The sequence below is a fragment of the Actinomadura geliboluensis genome (assembly GCF_043197915.1).
GTDB lineage: Bacteria > Actinomycetota > Actinomycetes > Streptosporangiales > Streptosporangiaceae > Spirillospora > Spirillospora geliboluensis.
In genome coordinates this window covers 34,661-52,466 of record NZ_JBICUA010000009.1, presented here as the reverse complement: position 1 = coordinate 52,466, position 17,806 = coordinate 34,661, and the positions used below count along the sequence as shown (strand labels likewise).

At 76.4% G+C, this 17,806-nt stretch carries 10 protein-coding genes; all 10 read right to left on the bottom strand.

Translation table 11 applies throughout. The features are described 5' to 3' along the window. Positions 1-40 precede the first annotated feature (40 nt). Complete coding sequence (locus ACGFI1_RS27400; protein ID WP_392789156.1) at positions 41-1,801, bottom strand: hypothetical protein; 1,761 nt, start codon at positions 1,799-1,801, stop codon at positions 41-43. Position 1,802: 1 nt separating this feature from the next. Further along, positions 1,803-3,824 (bottom strand): Rab family GTPase, encoded by a 2,022-nt coding sequence (locus tag ACGFI1_RS27395; RefSeq protein ID WP_392789154.1) that lies wholly within the window; start codon positions 3,822-3,824, stop codon positions 1,803-1,805. Positions 3,825-3,827: 3 nt separating this feature from the next. Further along, positions 3,828-4,883 carry a protein kinase domain-containing protein gene (locus ACGFI1_RS27390; RefSeq protein WP_392789151.1) on the bottom strand — a complete coding sequence of 352 codons (1,056 nt, stop codon included), beginning with the start codon at positions 4,881-4,883 and terminating at the stop codon, positions 3,828-3,830. Next, positions 4,880-7,045: a hypothetical protein gene (locus ACGFI1_RS27385; protein WP_392789149.1), complete on the bottom strand. Its 2,166-nt coding sequence runs from the start codon at positions 7,043-7,045 to the stop codon at positions 4,880-4,882. The genes ACGFI1_RS27390 and ACGFI1_RS27385 overlap by 4 nt, the downstream gene beginning before the upstream one ends. Next, positions 7,042-10,224 carry a tubulin-like doman-containing protein gene (locus tag ACGFI1_RS27380; protein ID WP_392789146.1) on the bottom strand — a complete coding sequence of 1,061 codons (3,183 nt, stop codon included), beginning with the start codon at positions 10,222-10,224 and terminating at the stop codon, positions 7,042-7,044. Before ACGFI1_RS27380 ends, ACGFI1_RS27385 begins: the two co-directional genes overlap by 4 nt. A 25-nt stretch (positions 10,225-10,249) precedes the next feature. Further along, the gene (locus ACGFI1_RS27375) at positions 10,250-12,655 is read right to left on the bottom strand and encodes a vWA domain-containing protein (protein WP_392789143.1); all 2,406 of its coding nucleotides are present in this window, start codon (positions 12,653-12,655) and stop codon (positions 10,250-10,252) included. A gap of 234 nt (positions 12,656-12,889) precedes the next feature. Then, on the bottom strand, positions 12,890-14,227 hold the full coding sequence (locus ACGFI1_RS27370) for a tetratricopeptide repeat protein (protein ID WP_392789140.1): 1,338 nt from the start codon (positions 14,225-14,227) through the stop codon (positions 12,890-12,892). A gap of 103 nt (positions 14,228-14,330) precedes the next feature. Then, positions 14,331-15,029 carry a Crp/Fnr family transcriptional regulator gene (locus ACGFI1_RS27365; protein ID WP_386874086.1) on the bottom strand — a complete coding sequence of 233 codons (699 nt, stop codon included), beginning with the start codon at positions 15,027-15,029 and terminating at the stop codon, positions 14,331-14,333. A gap of 117 nt (positions 15,030-15,146) precedes the next feature. After that, on the bottom strand, positions 15,147-16,118 hold the full coding sequence (locus ACGFI1_RS27360; protein WP_392789138.1) for a hypothetical protein: 972 nt from the start codon (positions 16,116-16,118) through the stop codon (positions 15,147-15,149). 129 nt (positions 16,119-16,247) lie between these two features. Continuing rightward, entirely contained in the window at positions 16,248-17,672 is a 1,425-nt protein-coding gene (locus tag ACGFI1_RS27355; RefSeq protein ID WP_392789136.1) for an MFS transporter, read from the bottom strand. Between the last annotated feature and the right edge of the window lie 134 nt (positions 17,673-17,806).

Genomic DNA, 17,806 nt, shown 5'->3' with positions numbered 1-17,806 from the left:
CGCCGCCTCCGGTGCTCCCCGGTCCGTCCGGCCATCGGCGTCAGACCAGCCGGAGGACGACGAGGACGGCGAGCAGCACGGGCCACGTCCAGACGAGGAGCCCGACGGCGGCACCGGGCAGCCGCCGGCCCGGCAGCAGCAGCGCCGCCGCCACCGCGGACTCATGCCGGGGCACCGGCGCCGGCCCGGCGGGAGCGCCGCCCTCGTCCGCGCGCTGGGCGAGGGCGTAGCCGAGGCAGCGCTCCGCCAGCCAGTCGGCGCGGTCGGGCTCCAGCCGGGCCGCCAGCACCCCGAGCGCGTCGGCGATCACCGGCGGCAGCCCGCCGTTGGCGTGCGCCCGGCGCAGCCGGTCCTCCAGCTCGTCGTCGCCGAAGCCCGCGGCGAACAGCGGCTCCATCAGCGCGGCCATCCGGGCGGTGCCGTCCGGCAGGCCGGCGACGCGGCCGACGAACCAGCGCTCGCCCTCCATGACCCGCAGGACGCTGGAGAACCCCTCCCGGTCGAGGACGGCGCCGCGGGCGGTGCGCGCGGCGACCCAGTCCATGATGCGGGCGGCGCCGGCGGGCGCCGTGGTGTCCCTGAGCTGCTGGTAGAGCCGCACGAGATGGGGGTCTCCGCGCGGCGGCGCCGGCGGCCGGGCCGGGACGGACGGCGCGTGGACGGGCTCGGGCGGCGGGGCCGCGGCGGGCGTGGCGGCCGGGGCCGCGGCCGGGACCGGGACCGGCTCCGGCGCGGGCGGCCGCCGCACCGCGTGCCCGAGGCCCCGGGCGGGCTCCCGCGCGACGGGGACGCGGCCCGGGTCGATGGCCTGGGTGATCTCCTCGCTGCACGCGACGGCGACGATCTTGTCCTGCAGCGTCGCGCAGTCCCGCACGACGGGGCGGACGAGCCGCGCGGCGTCGTCGCCGAACGCGGCGTAGGCGTCCGCGAGCAGCCCGGCGGCGGCGGACAGGTCGCCCTGCCGCGCGGCGGCGTCGCCGGGCCGGACCTCGCGCGGCCCCTCGTGCAGCGGTGGCCCCTCCAGCCCGCGTTCGCGGAACGCCACGGCCGGCTCGGTCCGCCCGTCGCCGCCGGTGAGCGGCGCCTCGCAGGTGGAGAACGCGGCGCGCCAGCCGTCGAGGGGCCGCCCGTCCGCGTCGGTGAGCAGCGGCTTCAGGATGCGGCGCGACGCCCACAGCAGCGCCAGCGCGCGGCTGGCCGCGACCGGGCTGCGGATCTCGTCCGGGGGCAGGATCATCGTCACCGGGCGGGCCGGGTTCTCCAGGACGGCCGCGATGAGCGCGTCGAGCCCCGGCGCCCGCCGGGCCCGCCGTTCGAGGTCCTCGGTCGCGACGGCGTTGCCGACCAGGTGGGTGAAGCTCATCGGCTGGAGCTGGGTGCCGCGGCCGACCTGGCCCGGCAGGCGGCTGAAGATGCCGCGCGGGTCGGAGGCCGCGACGAGCATCGCTATTTCGGCGGTCAGTGTGCTGCCGAGGCCGATGAGCGCGCGCGCCACCAGGTGCAGGCGGTCGGCGCCCGCTCCTCTGGCCGCACTGGACGCCGCGTTGCCCGGACTCATCGCCCGTGGGTCGACGCTGCGCAGGATGAGCGCCGCCATTCCGTCCGGGTAGGTGAGGTAGACGGCGCTGGACGGCGCCTCCGCCGCCGCCGTCCGGCCCCGCGCCGACACCCCCGCGTGCTTCTTCAACCGGTTGTTCCAGCTCTCGAACTGGGTCCGCGACTCGAACGACCAGGCGATGCCGGTGAGGTCGTAGTCGGGGTCCCAGCGGAACTCGATCTGGTGGATGGGCGTCTCGGTCATCTCAGATCCCCACGTCCTGGGCCTCGGCGGAGGCCAGCAGCCCGGTCATCGCCATCAGCGCCACGAGCGGGCGCAGCACGCGCAGCGGCCGGACGCCGCGCTCGATCGCGTCCGTCCCCGTCGCCGAGACGACGTGCAGGGTGGCCCGCTCGCACTCCTGGTAGGGCCGCGTCCACGCCCCGGCGTCCCGCTGGTGCAGGTAGCCGAACACGTCGGCGCTCTCCTCCAGCACCTCGGCGGCGTCCAGGGCCGGGGCGTCGCGGCTCAGCCAGTGCGCCACCGGGTCGTCGAACTTGTACAGGTCGGCCTTGTTCAGCACGATCGCGGCGCTCACCTTCGACAGCCGCCCGGTGGACCGCAGCAGGCTCAGCACCGTGTTGAACGCCGGATCGCCGAGGCTGCCCGGGGTGAAGCGCTTCGGGTCCGCCACGAAGATCAGCCCGTCGGCGATGTCGAGGAACCGCTTGGCGTCGCCGACATTGCTCAGCTCGCCGCCCGCGACGTCGAACAGCGCCATCGCGCGCGGCCGGCCGGCGCCCGACAGGACGAACGCGTCCGCGAAGGCGACCTCGCCCTCGCGGGTCGGCGCCAGCCAGGCCGACTCGCTGAACAGCGGATGCACCATGTCGCGCAGGAACGCCTGGTGCCGGTCGAGGTCGACGGGCTGGGCGGTGAGGCCGTAGGCGCCGAGCGCGCCGCGCTCGATCTCCGCGACCATCGCGGCGGCCAGGTGCGTCTTGCCCGACGTGGTGCCGCCGATGAAGCCGTAGACGGCCGGGGACCCGTACTGCCCGTAGCCGGCGGGCAGGTAGTGCACGCCGGTCGTGCCGCCGGGGTTGGGGCAGCGCACCGCCGCCGTGCGCACCAGCCGCGCCCGCTGCTCGGCGTTGGTGCCGCGCGGGACGGCCAGCTCCACGTACTGGGCGAGGTTCTGGTCGAAGGTGTAGAGGGGCAACTCCCCCCAGTCGAGCCGGCCCAGGCAGATCGGGCAGGAGACCTGCTCGCGACCGCGCCCCGTGGACCGTGCGGCCTTGGGCTGCTCGGCTTTGGGCTGCCGGGGCTTGGACTGCTCGGCGTTGGGCGGGGCCGCCATGCGCCGCTCGGGCTGGGGTGGCTCGGGCCGTGGAGTGCCCGGCGCCGCGGGCGCGGGTGCGGGACGGATCTCCATCGGCTCGGCCACGAGTTCCTCCGCCGTGTCCAGCAGGTGGGTGACGCGCCCGCTCATCGTGTCCAGCTCGGTCAGGCCGCTGGTGGCGCGCAGCTCGCGCAGGGCGTCCGTACCGCCCCGCGTGTACCGGCGGGCGAGCGCGAGCGCCGCCGGCAGCGTGCCGCGGCAGGGCGGCGGGTCGGTCCCGTCCCGCCGGAACCGCAGGAACAGGCCCGGCGGCGGGTCGGCGCGGGGGTCCCGCGCCGCGAACGTCTCGAACCCCGGCGCCCATTCGGGCCAGTCGCCCAGCCCGGAGCCGAGCACCGTGCAGATGTCGGCGACCGCCCACAGCAGCGGCATGGTGTCGGGACCGACGGCCGCCTCGACCGTGCGGGGGCCGTCCAGGACGTGCGACAGCAGGACGGCGAGCGGCCGCTCCAAGGCACGGGCCCGCGCCTCGTCGGTGAGGCCCGACCGGTGCGCCATCAGCGCGTTCGGGTTGACCATCGGCGCCCGGCCGGGCAGGTCGGCGGCCGCCCACGTCCAGTCCCGCAGTTCGAGCGCGAGCCGCGGGGTGAGCACCCCGGCCGCGCCGGACAGCAGGTGCGCGGTGGCGCTGCGGACGGGACCGGGCTGGCTGCGCCGGATCAGCACCGCCTCGTCGCCGAGCACGGCGTAGCAGAGGCCGGACTCCGGCCTGCCGCCCTCACCGCACCGCAGCCACGGCCCGACGCGGGCGTGCAGGCGGCGCAGCTCGCCGGCGGGCGAGGCGTCCAGGGAACTGGCGACCGGGAACAGGCCCGGTTCGGCGCTCGTGCCGAACCGGCTGTTGCGGCCCCAGCGGAACAGCGTCTGGTGCAGCAGCGACGTGGCCATCGGTCACCGCCCCAGCATCAGGTAGCCGGCGACGACGACCAGCGCCGCGATCCCCGCCCACAGCACCCACGAGCCCGCCGACCCCCGCAGGGGCGCCTGCGCCTCGGGACGGGCCGGGGCCGGGGCCGTGGCCCGGGGTTCGGGCGCCGGTTCCGGCGCGGGCGCCGTGTGCGGATGCTTGCGGTTCCGCTGCGCGAAGAACTGCTCCCGCCCCCGCAGGAACGCCGGGTCGGGGGGCAGCGGGCGCGGCGGCGGGTCCGCCTCGCCGAGCCGGTGCAGCAGCGCCTGCGCGGACGGCCGCCGGTCCGGGTCGCCGAACACCCCGGCCAGCAGCTCGGCGAGCTCCGGCCGGTCGGCGAGCTTGTCCCGGTCGTCGAGGTCCTCGCCGGTCAGCACGTGGAAGATGAGCCGCCCGGCCGCCCACACGTCGTCGTTCGGGCCGACCGTGCCGCGCTCCCAGCCGTCCGCGACCCGCGGCCGCTGCTCGGGCGCCTGCCACGGCGGCGTGCCCGCGACGGTGCGCGGCGCCCCGATCGGCGCGGCGTGCGAGAAGTCGGTGAGCTGCACCTCGTCGCCGTCCCAGCGGACGGTGTCCGGGCCGATCGCGCGGTGCGCGATGCCGGCCGCGTTCAGCAGCCGCACCGCGCGCAGCAGCCCCACCTGGAAGCGGCGCCGCTGGTCGGTCGGCAGCGTGCCCGCGTACACCGCGACCTCGACGCCGCGCAGCGGCTCCAGCAGCGCGAACGGCTCGGCCGCGTCGGCGTCATAGCCGATCAGCCTCGTCACCGCGCTCGGGTAGGGGGCGCCGTCGCAGAGCCGGGCGAGCCGCAGCCCGGCGAGGATCTCGCCGTCCAGCAGCCGGTACCCGGCGGCGCGCCCGCCGGGCCCGCGGTCGACGGGCCGGACGCAGCGGACCGTGCGGGTCCGGTCGTCCAGTTCCAGCTGGAGCCGGACGGCCTCCAGCGGCGGGCGCAGCGGCGGCTCCGACCCGCGCACCTCGACGGCCTTCGCCTCGACGTCCCCGCCGTGCACGTCCCGGTAGCGCAGCCTGACGTTCACGCCGTCCTCCCGTCCCGGCCCGCCTCGACCGATCCGCCGTCGTCCTCCTCGGACCACGTCCACTCCACGACCCCCGCGTGCAGCGGGACGAGCCGGAGCACGCCGCAGTGCGCCGCCGACGGCACGGCCACGGTCCCGGCCGGCAGCGCCCCGGCGCCGCCCGCCGACCGCGGCGCGAACCGGACCGCGCGCGGCTCCGGCGCGGTGTCCAGCAGCGCCAGGTCCTCCGGCGCGCACAGCTGCCACATCTCCCCCGCCGGGTCGTGGCCGGCCTGCTCGGCGGCGAACGCGAGGTCCTCGGCGTCGATGAGCGGCACCGGGCGGGCGTCGGTGACGAACGGCGCCGCCTCCGGGGCGTGGCCCCGCTCGACGGCGTGCTCCCAGCCGTCGAGGAGCCGCCGCGCGGCCTCGCGCACGTGCGGGCCGGCCTGCTCGCCGCGCTCCCCGTGCGGCGCGCCGCGCACCGCCTCGGCGACCAGGTCGCCGAGCCAGCACTGGACGGCCTCCGGGTAGCGCAGCGGGGACCGGGCCGGGCGGCCGTGGTCGTCGGCGTCCAGCTTCGCGGCGCGCTCCACCAGTTCCTCGCGGACGCCGGCGAGCGCCTGCCGCACCGCGTTCAACTCGTCGACGACGTCCAGCCGCCGGTTCAGCCGGGCCCAGTCGGTGACCGCGCCGCCGAGCAGGTGCCGCATGTCCTGCAGCGCCGCCTCGGCCCGGTCGAGGCCCGTCTCGTCGCCCCAGCGGATCGCGCGGGACCGCCACGACTGCGCGACGACGGCGAGCGCGCCCGCGACGGCGACGGCCACCGCCGCCGCCCACGCGGCGGGCGGCAGCCCGGTGTCGCCCGCCACGCCGCCGCCGATCGCCCCGGCGAGGGCGCCGAACGCGTTCAGCCCGAGCGCGCGGGAGTGGTCGGCGAGCCGCCCGCCGGGGCCGCGCAGCACGGTCAGCGCGACCAGCGCCGTCCACAGCAGCGCCATCACCAGGCCGCCCGCGACGCCGAGCGGCGACAGCCCGGCGAGCGCGGCGGCGACCGCGCCGGCCGCCGGCAGCCACGGCTGCGGCGGCGCCATCGGCGCCGGGGCGCGCAGCCCGTCGAGCAGGTCGCCGGGGCACGCGGTGCGCAGCCGCCGGGCATGGCCGCCGCGCCCGTCCAGCGCCGCCGCCGAGGCGCGCAGGTCCTGGTCGAGCCGCGGCAGCGACGCGCCCCGGTGCAGGCCGTCGGCGAGCCAGGCGTGCAGCCCGTCCCGGTACGGCCGGGGCTCGAACGGCTCCGGCGGCGGCGGTTCGACGCCGCGGGCGGCGATCGCGGCCCGCCGGTCGTCGGTGAGCCGGTCGCCGTCCGGGACGGCGCCGAACAGGTCGGCGAGCCGGTCCCGCAGCGCGCCGAGCCGGTCCCCGGCGTCCCGGACCGCCGCGTCGGCGGGCAGCTCCCGCAGCAGCGCGTCGGCGCCGGGCAGCTCGACCGCGGCCTCCCGCGCCTCGGCCAGCGCGCCGTCGGCCTCGTCGAACGCGCGCCGCAGGGCGCTGCCTGCCGTGAAGCGCACCGGCACCCGGCTCCGCGTCTGCTCGTCCGCGCGCTCGGGCGGCGCCGGGGACGCCGGGTCCAGCGCGCGGCGGATCGCCGCGCGCAGCGCGAGCAGGAAGTCCTCATGCCCGGTGCCGCCGTGCCCGGCCAGGTGCAGGCCGGGCACGGCCGCGCCGAACGGCACCTCGCCGAGCACCCGGTGGGTGCGCTCGAACAGGGCGGGCAGCCGCAGCAGCTCGGCCAGCCGGGCGAGCCCGTCGCCGTCCCGGCCGTCGCGGCGGCGGGCGCGGGCGGCGGCCCGCAGCGGCCAGTCGACCCCGGTCTCCTCGATCACCCACAGCGCGCGGCGCTGGATGTTACTTGGCAGCCGCAGCACCGCCGGGTCGGCGCCGGAAGCGGCGGGCGCGGCGGGCGGGCGCCCCGCGACCAGGCACAGCAGCCGCGATACCTGCCGGGACGCGTCCAGCGCCTCGAACGCCGCCCGGTGCAGGACGACCGCCGCCGCGGTGTCCACGACCAGCAGCAGCTCCAGGTCCTGCGAGGTGTGCAGCAGCTCCGCCACCAGGCCCGCGGCCTCGGCGGCGTCGCGGTCCCGCAGGTCGAGGTGGGCGACGCGGGCGGCGCCGGCGCTCATCGCTCCCACTCCGGCCCGGTCGGTTCCGGCCCTCCGGCGGGCCCGTCGGGGTCGCGCAGGGCGGGTCTCTCCAGCGCCCGCAGGTTCGCCCGGACGGCCGACACCTCGGTGAACTCGGTGTCGAGCGCGGCCGGGTAGGTGCGCACCCAGAAGTCGCGCAGCTGCAGCGCGCGGGCCCGGCTGGAGGAGTGCAACTCGCCGATCATCCCGTCGATCCGGCGGACCTGCGCGTCCGCCATGTCGCGCAGCACCAGGTACAGCTCGCCCGGCTGCTTCGGCATGCTGCCGACCCCGTAGGGCGCCTCCCGCATCAGCTGCGCGCAGAAGTCGCGGCGGATCCCGGCGTTGTCGGCGAACGTCCACAGCTCGTACGCCTGGAGCAGGCTGCCCCACGACGAGGCGTGCTCCAGCGGCTTCAGCTCCAGCGTCATCGACACCCCGCCGGACAGCCGCACCGACACGCTGATCGGGGACGCCGGGTCGCCGTCCACGGTCACCTTGTCGTTCCACATGGCGCACAGCAGCCGGTGCAGGATCTGCACGCGGTGCTCCTCGTGGGTGGCGAGGTAGCCGAAGTCGTAGCCGAGCCGCTGCCGCCACTTCAGGTAGTCCTGCCGCTGCGGCCGGTCCATGGCGTCGGCCCAGGTCCGCAGGACGTCCCGGACCTCGCGGACGTCGGTGATGCCCATCGACGACCGGAACAGCACCACGGTGATCGACTCGGCCGTGGTGTGGGTGAAGTCGTAGACGAGGTCGGGCCCGGCGGGCAGGTTCACCGCCTCCCGCAGGTACGCCTCGATCGCCGGGTCGTCGGCCCCGGCCGGATAGGACACCAGCACCTTCAGCCGGCCGGTGCCCTGCGGGCTGAAGTTCGCCGGCACCAGCCCGGCGAGCTTGCCGCGGAACTCCTCCAGCTCCGCCTCGCTCAGCTCCCCGGGCGCCTGCCCGGCGGCCTGCGCGAGCAGGTCGTGCAGCGTCGGCAGCAGCGGGGCGCGGCCCTGCCCGGCCAGTCGGAAGTAGGTCTTCACCTCGGCCTTCACCCGCTCGCGCAGCTGCGCGACGGCCGCCTCGGGGTTGCTGTCCCACGCCGTCCGGTACGCCTCCCGCCAGCCGTCCCCGCCGATCAGCAGGGCGAGCAGCTCCGCCCCGGACGCGCTCGGCCGCAGCTGCCCCTTGCCGACCAGGTCGTCGGTCATCCGCCGGACGACCCGCGTGTAGAACTGCTCCAGCTCGCCGCCGGGCGGCAGCAGGTACGACACCCCGACGCGGGACTTCGACAGGTCCGCGGCCCGGTCCCGGAACCGGTCGCGGTCCTGCGCGGCCTGCTCGCCGAGCGCGCGGGTCAGGCCGCGCAGCACCGCCTCGACCTGGTCGAGCGGCTTGCGCCAGCGCGGCGCGAGCTGCGACCAGGGCTCCGTCCACTGCACGTGGGTGCGCCAGCGGTACCAGCGGTCCTGGTCCTCGCGCGCCTCGACCGGGTCCGGGTCGGTCCACTTGACCTTCACCATGCCGAGGGAGCGGTCCCGCAGCGTCGGCAGCGGCGGCGGGTTCGGGCCGAGGCCCTCCGGCGCGGGCGGCTCCACCCGGCGGCGCTGCAGCAGCCCGACGGCGCCGCCGCGCTCCACCTCGTCGGCGGCGTCCGGGTTGCCGAACAGCGCCCGGGTCAGCCGGAACGGGTCGGTCGCGGCCAGCATCCGCGGGACGGCGTCGCGCGGGTCGAAGCCGCTGACCCGGTCCGGGATCTCCCGGTCGAGCCGGGTCCGCAGCCGGGCCAGCGCCGCCCGCATCGCCTCCGCCCGGTCGTTCAGCGCCGCGGTGACCTCCTTCGCGCCGGTGACGGGCTCCGGCTCGGCGTGGTCCTGCGCGGGCCGGGTGAAGATCTCGGAGATGTTCGCGACCGCGAGGAACTCCTGGATCAGCGACCGGTTGGACTCCTGGCCGGACGGGGCGCCGCGCAGGTCGTCCACCCCGGCGCGCAGCAGCCGCCCGGCGACGAGGTCGGCGAGCTCGTCCACCGGGACGGTCAGCGACGCGACCAGCGCGGTCGACACCCCGCGCCCGCCGATGCCGTTCTCGGCGGGGATCTGCCGGTCGACGCTGGCGTTGATGAAGCTGTCGGCGAAGGACTGGTGCTGCTCACCGTCCTTGCTGGCGCGCTGGTCCAGTTCGGTGCCGATCAGCGACAGCATCAGCGAGACCACCGACCGCCGCAGGTCGCCCGGCTCGGCGCCCACCGGGCGGCAGAACAGGAACCCGGTCTGCGCGGTGCCGGGCCGCAGCGCGATCCGGCCGTCCACCGGGTAGTGGACGGCGACCTCGTCGGGGTCGACGGGCGCGTGCGAGGTGTGCCCGCGCAGGTCGCGGCGGGCGCCGCCGCCGTTCTGCCGGTCGACGAGCCGGAACAGGTCGAGCAGCGCCCGGCCCGCGTTGAGCTGCGCGGGGCGGCCGCCGCCGAGGCCGTCCACGAACGCCGACGGCATCAGCACCAGCGGGTAGATCTTGGGCCGCAGGTCGGTGCGCTCGAACAGCTCGCCGATCAGGTGCAGGTAGTCGTAGAAGATGCCGGCGCCGGTGCCGCCCGCCACGGAGAACGCGACGAACACGTCCACCGCGTTCTTGTTGCTCGACCTGCCGCCGATCTTGTAGAGGTCGGTGGCGGCCTGCGGCCCGGACAGCCGGCCGACCGCGTTGTTCAGGTCGGCGGTGGCGTGCGCGATGCCGCTGCGGAACGTCTCGAACAGCGCGGCCCGGCCGATCGTCGGCAGCTGGCCGGCGCCGCGCTGCAGCGGCGTCACCCGCGGCTCCCCGACGTCGGGCGGCAGCCACGCGGCGACCTCGCGCTCGGCGGTCAGCCGCAGGTTGCGGGCCACCTCCGGGTAGGTGTCGACCCGCGGCACGAGGCCCCGGACGTAGTGCGCGGTGCGCTGCACCGCCGGGACGTGCTGCGGGCCGGGCACGACGCTGGCCGGCAGCCGGTCGAGGTCGGCCTGGTTGACGTCGGCGTACACGAACTGGGTGCAGTCGGGCAGCTGGTAGGGCAGCGCGTCCTCGCGGACCCGCTGGAACGCGGTGCCGTCGGGGCCGCAGAACTCCTCGCGGAGCCGGCGCTCCAGCTCCGCCCCGATCAGGCAGCCGGTTCCGCCGAGTCCCACGAAAAGAACTGACTGGTAGAGCTTCATGGGGGGCTTCCTTGTCATCGGCGGGCTAGAGCCAGGGGTCGTCCTCGTAGGCCGGTTTCGCGGTCGTGGCGGGCTCGGTCCGCGCCTCGCCGGAGGTGTCGCCGCCCCGGTCCGGGACGGTGCGGTCGGACGCCGTGCGGTCGGACGCGGTGCGGCCGGCGGCGGTGCGGCCGGGGGCGTCCCGCCGGGTGCCGGTGCGGCGCGCGGCGCCGCGGCCGGGCCGTGCGCGGCGCGGCCGGTCGTCGCTGAAGGCGAGCGTCAGCCCGGTCTCCTCCAGCGGCTCCCCGTCGCCGCCGACGGCGATCTCGTAGCGCGGGCCGTCCGGCAGCTGGACGACGACCTTGCCGGGCGCGCCGCGGCGGGCCCGGACGGGCCGGTCGCCCGCCCTGGGGTAGTCGAGGCCCGGCTCGCCCGCCGTGCCGTCGTGCACGACGAACCGGAACTCCTGCGCCCACTTCGACGGGGCCTTGAGGCGGGCCAGCTCCTCGCCGTCCTGCCGGAGCGACGCGCGCAGCCACCGGACGTCCACCCCGGCCTTCCAGGCGCGGCGGCGCAGGTGGAGCAGCAGCGCCAGGGCGAGGAGGAGCAGCACCGCGCCCGCGATCGCGTACCGGTGGCGCTCCAGCCAGCCGGGCGGGTCCTCGACGGTGACGGTGAGCTGCCCGTTCGCGTACACCTTCGACAGGTCGGCCGCGTCGACGACCTTGACGGTCATCGAGGTGCCGCCGAGCGCCGCGTCCTCCGGGAACCGGACGGTGAACGGGCGGGTGCTGGTGCCGGTCCCGATCGCCAGGTCGGTGCCGCCGCCGAGCGTCGCGCCGCCGGCCTGCCCGGCCCCGACCATGATGATCCGGCCCCGGACCGGGGCGCCCGCGTTCTCCATCGTGACCTTGCCGCGCACCTCGGCGCCCGGGTGCACGACCGGGTCGGAGGAGAACTCGACGCGGCCCTGCAGCACGGGGGCCTGCGCGCTGACCGCCACGGTCACCGGCAGCCTGTCGGCGTGGACGCCGTACCCGCTGACCACCCCGGTGAAGGTGAGGTCGCCGGGCTGGCCCGGCGCGGTGAGCGTGCCCGCGTACCGGCCGTCGCCGGCCCGGTCGTCGGGGGCCTTGCCGTCGTCGCGGATGACGATGCTCTGCGGCGCGCCGAGCGACGGCCCGGCGGCCTGCACGGTGAAGTTCAGCCCGCTGAGCGCCTTGGCGTCGGTGACCGCGCCCTGCCGGGTGACGAGCGAGAGCCGCACGGTGAGCGGCTGCCCGGTCCGCGCGCTGGGCGGCTCGACCACGAGCGAGGCGCTGACCGCGCCCTGCCAGATGGCGGTGGCGCTGACCAGCTGCTTCGCGAGCTTGTCGGGCGCGGTCAGGCGGATCGTCCAGGTGCCGTTGCGCGGGTTGACGATGTGCAGCGTCTCGACGCCCGCGTTCTCCCCGGCCCGCTTGAACTCCGACTGCCCGGACCTGCCGTTGGGCACGACGGCGGCGCCGCCCGGCTGGACGTAGTCCACCCGGACGCGCGGGTCCCCCTTGGCGACGGTGATGTTGCCGTCCGTCGCGATGATCGGGATGTCGATCTTCAGTTCCCGGGTCTGGCCGGGGCCGAGGGTCGTCTCGTCGCTGCGGCTGACCCCGGCGCAGCCCGCCGCGGCGAACGCGTCGGTGAGCGAGCGCACCACGTCCCCGGAGTCGCGGACGACGCGGGCCTTCGGCCGGGACGCGGTCCGCCCGTCGCACGCGCCCTGGTACCCGCCGGCGGCGAACCGGTCGAGCGCCGCGCGGTCGATGCCGTCGCCGAAGCCGAGCGGCCATACCTGGACGCGTCCGGCGGCGGCGAGCGCCAGCTGGGTTTCGACCTGCTTTTGCGCCTCCCGGTTGCGGTCGTTTTCGATGCGTCCGTAATGGGGGCTGCGGTGCACGTCGAGGCGGCCGTCGGTGAGCAGGAAGACGACCTTCAGCGCCCCCTCGGGGCCGCCTCCGTTCAGTGCGCTGAGCCCTTTGGCCAGCGCGGCGGCATGATCGGTGTCGTTTCCCTCGCCGTCGGCGCGCCGATGGATCTTGCGAATGCACGCGCCGAGCGCGTCCTTCTTCACGGAACTGTCCAGAACGGTCGGCGGGCACGCCTCGGTAATCGCGTTCTGTCCCGGTTCGTTCTGGCTGCCGAACCCGTAGACCGACACGCGGCTGCGGGGGTTCAGCCCGCTGAGCGCGATCGAGGTGGCGGCCTCGATCTCCTCGCGGACGTCGGCGTCGGACAGGCTCCCCGACTCGTCCACCAGGATGGACACGTCCATCAGGGTCGGCTCGGGGGCGGCGGCCGGCCCGGCCGTGCCCGCCGCAGCGGCGGCGGGCACGGCCAGCGGCCCCAACTGGACGGCGGTGACCACCGCCGCCATGGTGATTCGCACCGGGCACGCGAAGGCACGCCCCGTCATTCGCATCATTCTCCAGAGCCCCTGCAATGGTGGATCGTCCCCCGTACGCCCCGAACTTTCCCGATGATGGCCGGGCCGCATCTCGCGACTCGACGCTAGTTATCCGACTGTTACGGATTAACGATCTTCCAGATGAAGGAAGATCAAAAGTTGCCTATTGTCCTAATTTTTCCGTTTGCGAGGGCGATTGCCCCGCTTGAATGATTGGCTTATCGGTCTAAATCGGACACCGAATTAGAATCGGTTATCAGAATGACCGCGCCACTGGCCGGATTCGGACGCCATTCTCGGCGGGTCACCGTCCAGCGCCGTGCCGTCGAGGACCGTGCCGCCCTGGGCCACGCCGTCCTGGGACGCGCCGCCCTGGGACGCGCCGCCCTGGGACGCGCCGTCCAGGGCGGCGTCGTCCAGCGCGGCGTCGTCGATCACGGGAAGGGCCGAGAGCTCGCGCAGGAACGCGTCCAGCAGCCGCTCCTGCGCCCCCGGCTCGGCCTTCCTCGCCTGCTCGCGGATCAGCCGCAGCCCCTCCAGCAGATGGCTCTGCGCCGTCGCGAACCGCCGGGCCCGCCGCTCCAGCTGCCCGAGATCCAGGTGCGCCTCCGCCGACGACGGGACGTGCTCCAGCAGGAAGAGCAGCGTCTGCCGCGCCTCCTGCACCGCCCCGAGCGCGACGTGGCACCGGCCGAGCCGCAGCAGCGCCGACGGGCTCGGCGGCGTGACCGGGTCGTCCCGGACGCCGAGCAGCTCCTCCAGGTCGATGCGCGCGCGCTCGAACTCGCCGAGCCGCATCAGCGCCTCCGCCCGGACGTCCAGCAGCGCGGCCCAGCCCTCGCGGTCGTCGGTCGCCACGCCGGCCAGCAGCCGCACCGCCTCCTGCGGCAGGCCCCGCTCCAGCGCGGCCCACGCCCGCGCGACCCCCTCCGGCGGTGCGGCCGCCGCCTCGGCGGCGCTGTCCGGCGCCCCCGCGGTGCCGGACGGCGCCCGGGCCGGACCGCCGGAGCGGTCCGAGACGTACAGCCAGGCGTCCATCGCGAAGCCCTTGCCGGGCAGCGAGCTGCGCACCCGCCAGAAGTCCTCGGCCCGCAGCGACCGGAACCCGTTGCGGATCACGTCCTGGAACAGGTGGTCCGACACGATCACCGCGAGCTGCGCGGCCGGGTGGTCGTCCAGCGCCTCCTTCACCGGCGGGCTGTCCAGCAGCCGGAAGCAGTCGATCACCGCGGCGCCGTTGAACCCGGCCGGGCCCGGCGTCACCAGCCCGCTGGTCAGCGCGAGCCGCAGCCGGATCCGCGCGTCCTCGGCCAGCAGCCGGTTCTCCTGCCGCAGCGCGACCTCCAGCTCCGCCACCAGCGCCGGGATGGCGGCGGTCTCGTCGATGTCGCTCGGCGGCAGGATCAGCACGCCGTCCCCGCTGCTCTGCACGATCTGCTCCGGCAGCCCCGCCTCCCGGCACGCCGCCATCGCCACCGTCACCAGCGCCTGCTGGGCCCGGATCTGCTCGGGTACGAGCCGGCCGCTCCACCCCTTGATGTCGAGCGCCGCGCACAGCGAACGCCGCGACCGTGCCCCCATGCGTCCCCCTTCCGTCCGTGACCGCAGTGTCGCGGTCCGGCGGACGGAGGAACCCGCACCAGTGCGGGAAAGGCGAGATCGCCTCAGATCCCGCGGCGGCGCATCACTCGCACAGTTCGGACGGCGCCTTCATCTCGGCGAGCCGGGCCAGCTCGTGCACGTCCAGCAGCACCACCCGGCCCCGCGCGCAGACCACGAGGTCGCGCAGCGCGGGCCCCTTGAGGGCCTTCTGCACCGTGCCCTCCTGCGCGCCGATCAGCATCGCGAGCTGCTTCTGCCGCAGCCGGACGACGAGCCGGCCGTCCTCGCGCTCGGGCGCGCGCCATGCCTGGTACAGCAGCGCCCGCGCCAGCCGCACCTCGACCTCGTACCCGGCCGCGTCGGCGCGGTAGGTGTTGGCCTGCGCGAGCCGGTCGCCGGTCATCAGGTTCAGCGCGATCAGCGCCTCCGGGTGCCGGCGCAGGCACGCCATGAACGGCTGCGCCGGGATCACCGACAGGATCGACCGGTCGAGCGTGGTGACCGTCGCGGTGCGGACGCCGTCGCCGAGCACCGCCATCTCGCCGACCAGGTCGCCGCGGTGCCTGATGCCGAGCAGCGACACGCTGCCGTTCTCCACCCCGCGCGCGACCGCCACCCGGCCGTCGAGGAGCAGGTGCACCTCCGTGCCCGGTTCGCCCTGCCGCATCAGGGGCCGGTCGCGCTGGACGGTCCGGGGCATGCCGAGCCGCAGGACCGCGTTGCGGGCCGGCGGGGTCAGCCGGCCGAGGAACGAGAGATGATGCCAACCGGAGCTCGTCATCGACGTCTCCTCAGCGCACGTGCGTGTCGCCGCTCCGGCCCCGCGGAGCCGGGCCGCCCGGACGGGCATTCAGTATGGCAGCCTCTTCACCGGCCGATCCGGTCATGAGACACATATCTACGGTGCCTCCCGTGTCCGGGCGAGCGCGGCGGCGAGCAGCGCCCGCGCCCCCTGCCGGTCGCCGCGGCGGGCGGCCTCCCGGGCCAGCACGCGCAGCGGCGCGCCGCCCGCCGGGAACACCTCCGCCGCCGCGTTCACCAGCCGGTCGCCCTCGTCCCGGCGCCCCCGGTGGTAGGCGCGGTCCGCCAGCGCGAGAAGCAGCTCGTGCTCCAGGCGCTCCCGGTCGGGCCCCGTGCGCGCCCGGACGACGCGGAGCCCGTCGGCGAGGTAGGCGGACGCGACGTCGTCGTGCTCCTCCAGGTCCATCAGCGGGTAGGCGGCGGGCGTCAGCGGATACCGGCGCAGCAGGTACCGGCACGTCTCGACGGCCGCGCGCCGCTGCCCGAGGCTGCGCTGGCGCCGGGCGAGCGCGAGGAGCGGCTCCGGGCCGGGGCACGGGCCTCGGCACGGTTCCGGGCTGGGGCACACCGGGCCGCGCGGCTCGCCGGGCGCGGCCCCGGCCGGCCACACCCAGTGGTCGGGCCCGCACGCCTCGCCCCTGACCCGCTGGAACGTCGGCATGGACGGCGCGTCCCGGAGCCGCCAGTGCAGCAGCGCCCCCATCACGACGGTGAAGGGGGCGTCCCGGACGCCGGGCCGCCGCAGCAGGCGGACCGCCTCGGCGACGACCTCGGCGCCCGTCCGCGGACCGGCCGGGCCGCCGGCGACCCCGATCCTCGTCCCGTCCCCCGGCGGGCGGCGGCGGCGCAGGCCGTCCACGAGCGCCGGGGCCGCCTCCGCGGGGTCGGCGCGCAGGACGAGCGCCAGCACCTCCCCCGACCCCAGCACCGCCCCGACCCGCCCGGCGCGCCCGGCGCGGCCCGGGAACGCGGCGGCCTCCGCGCGCGCCCGTAACCGCGCCGGGGTGTCCAGCCGGTCCCACCCCCCGATGCGGAACGCGACGCAGGTGATCCGCTCGTCCTCGTGCAACCCGACCTCCCGGTGACCGTGCCGCCTCCCGCCACCGTCTCCCGGCGCGGCACCGCGCTCCCCGTTCCAATGCGGGCTGGCGCGGCCGGGCTCGGCCGGGCGCCGCCGCGCCCGGCCGTGTCGGGTCGATCACGGGACGGCGGGCTCCTCCTTGAGGGCGCGCCGCGGGCGGGGCAGGAAGGGGACGATGGCCGTACCGGCGATGGTGACGAGGGCGGCGACGAGGAACGCGGCCGAATAGCCGTCCACCAGGTCGGGGCCCGCCTTCGCGGCGGCGGTGCTGAGGACGGTCAGCCCGATCGCCCCGCCGATCGTCCGGGACGTGTTGACGACGCCCGCCACTGTGCCGGCCTCCGACTCGTCCACGCCGCTCGTCGCGACCTCCACCAGCGGCGTCATGAGCAGGCCGAAGCCGAGGGCCATCAGCGCGCCGGGGCCGAGGATCGCGCCGAGGAACGTTCCATCGGCGTCCAGCACCGCGGCCTGCCACGCGAACCCGGCGGCGGCCGCCAGCCCGCCGATGCCGGCGAGGAGCCGCGCGCCGATGCGGGCCATGAGGGCGGGCGCGAACCGCGAGCCGATGATGATCCCGGCGGTGTGCGGGAGGAACGACAGGCCGGTCTTGACGGCGCTGTAGTGCAGGACGTTCTGCATGTAGAGCGACAGGAAGTACCAGAGCGCGAACCCGGCCATCGTCATGACGAGCGTGGCGAGGTTGCCGACGGCCACGCTGCGCCGCCGGAACATCCCCAGCCGGACGAGCGGCTGCGGCGCCCGCGCCTCGACCGCGACGAACAGGCCGAGCAGCCCGAGTCCGGCGGTCAGCGGGATCAGGGACGTCCAGCCGTGGTCCTCGGTCTGCCCGATGCCGAACGCGAGCAGGCCGACGCCCGCGGTGACGAGGACGGCGCCGGGCAGGTCGAGCCGGGACCGTCCGGCGGCGGGCCGGTCGTCGCGCAGCCAGCGGGCGGCGACCACCGCGACGGCCACCCCGACCGGGACGTTGATCAGCAGGACCCAGCGCCAGCTCAGGTAGTCGGTCAGCAGCCCGCCGACGAGGCCGCCGGTCGCGCCGCCCGCGGTGCCGACGGCGGTCCACATGGCGATCGCCCGCGTCCGCGCGGGGCCGGCCGGGAACGTCGCGGTGATCAGCGACAGCGTGACGGGGGCGAGGGTCGCGGCGCCGAGCCCCTGCGCGGCGCGGGCGCCGATCAGCATGGCGCCGTCCTGCGCGAACCCGCCCACCAGGCTGGACGCGACGACGACGCCGAGGCCCGCCAGGAACACGCGCTTGCGCCCGTAGAGGTCGGCGGCGCGCCCGCCGAGGAGCAGGAACCCGGCGAAGGTCAGGGAGTAGGCGTTGACGACCCACTGGAGTCCGGTGGAGCCGAGGCCGAGGCCCTCGCGCATGTGCGGGAGGGCGACGTTGACGACGGAGATGTCCAGGACGACGAGGAACTGCCCGATGGACGCGGCGAGCAGCGCGGCCCAGCCGGGCGTTCGCCCGGCCTTCCGCACCGCCTCTCCATCGGCAGTGAGATCGGTGGCGGTCATGACGGTCATGCTGCCCTCCGACCCGGTTCGTCCGCGTCGGGCAAGGGGACCAGGCGACCACGTCCGATTGGACTAGGACCCGAGGGGCGGGAGGTATCGGATCGGCGACGGGGGTGGGCGGGACGGCCTCGGCG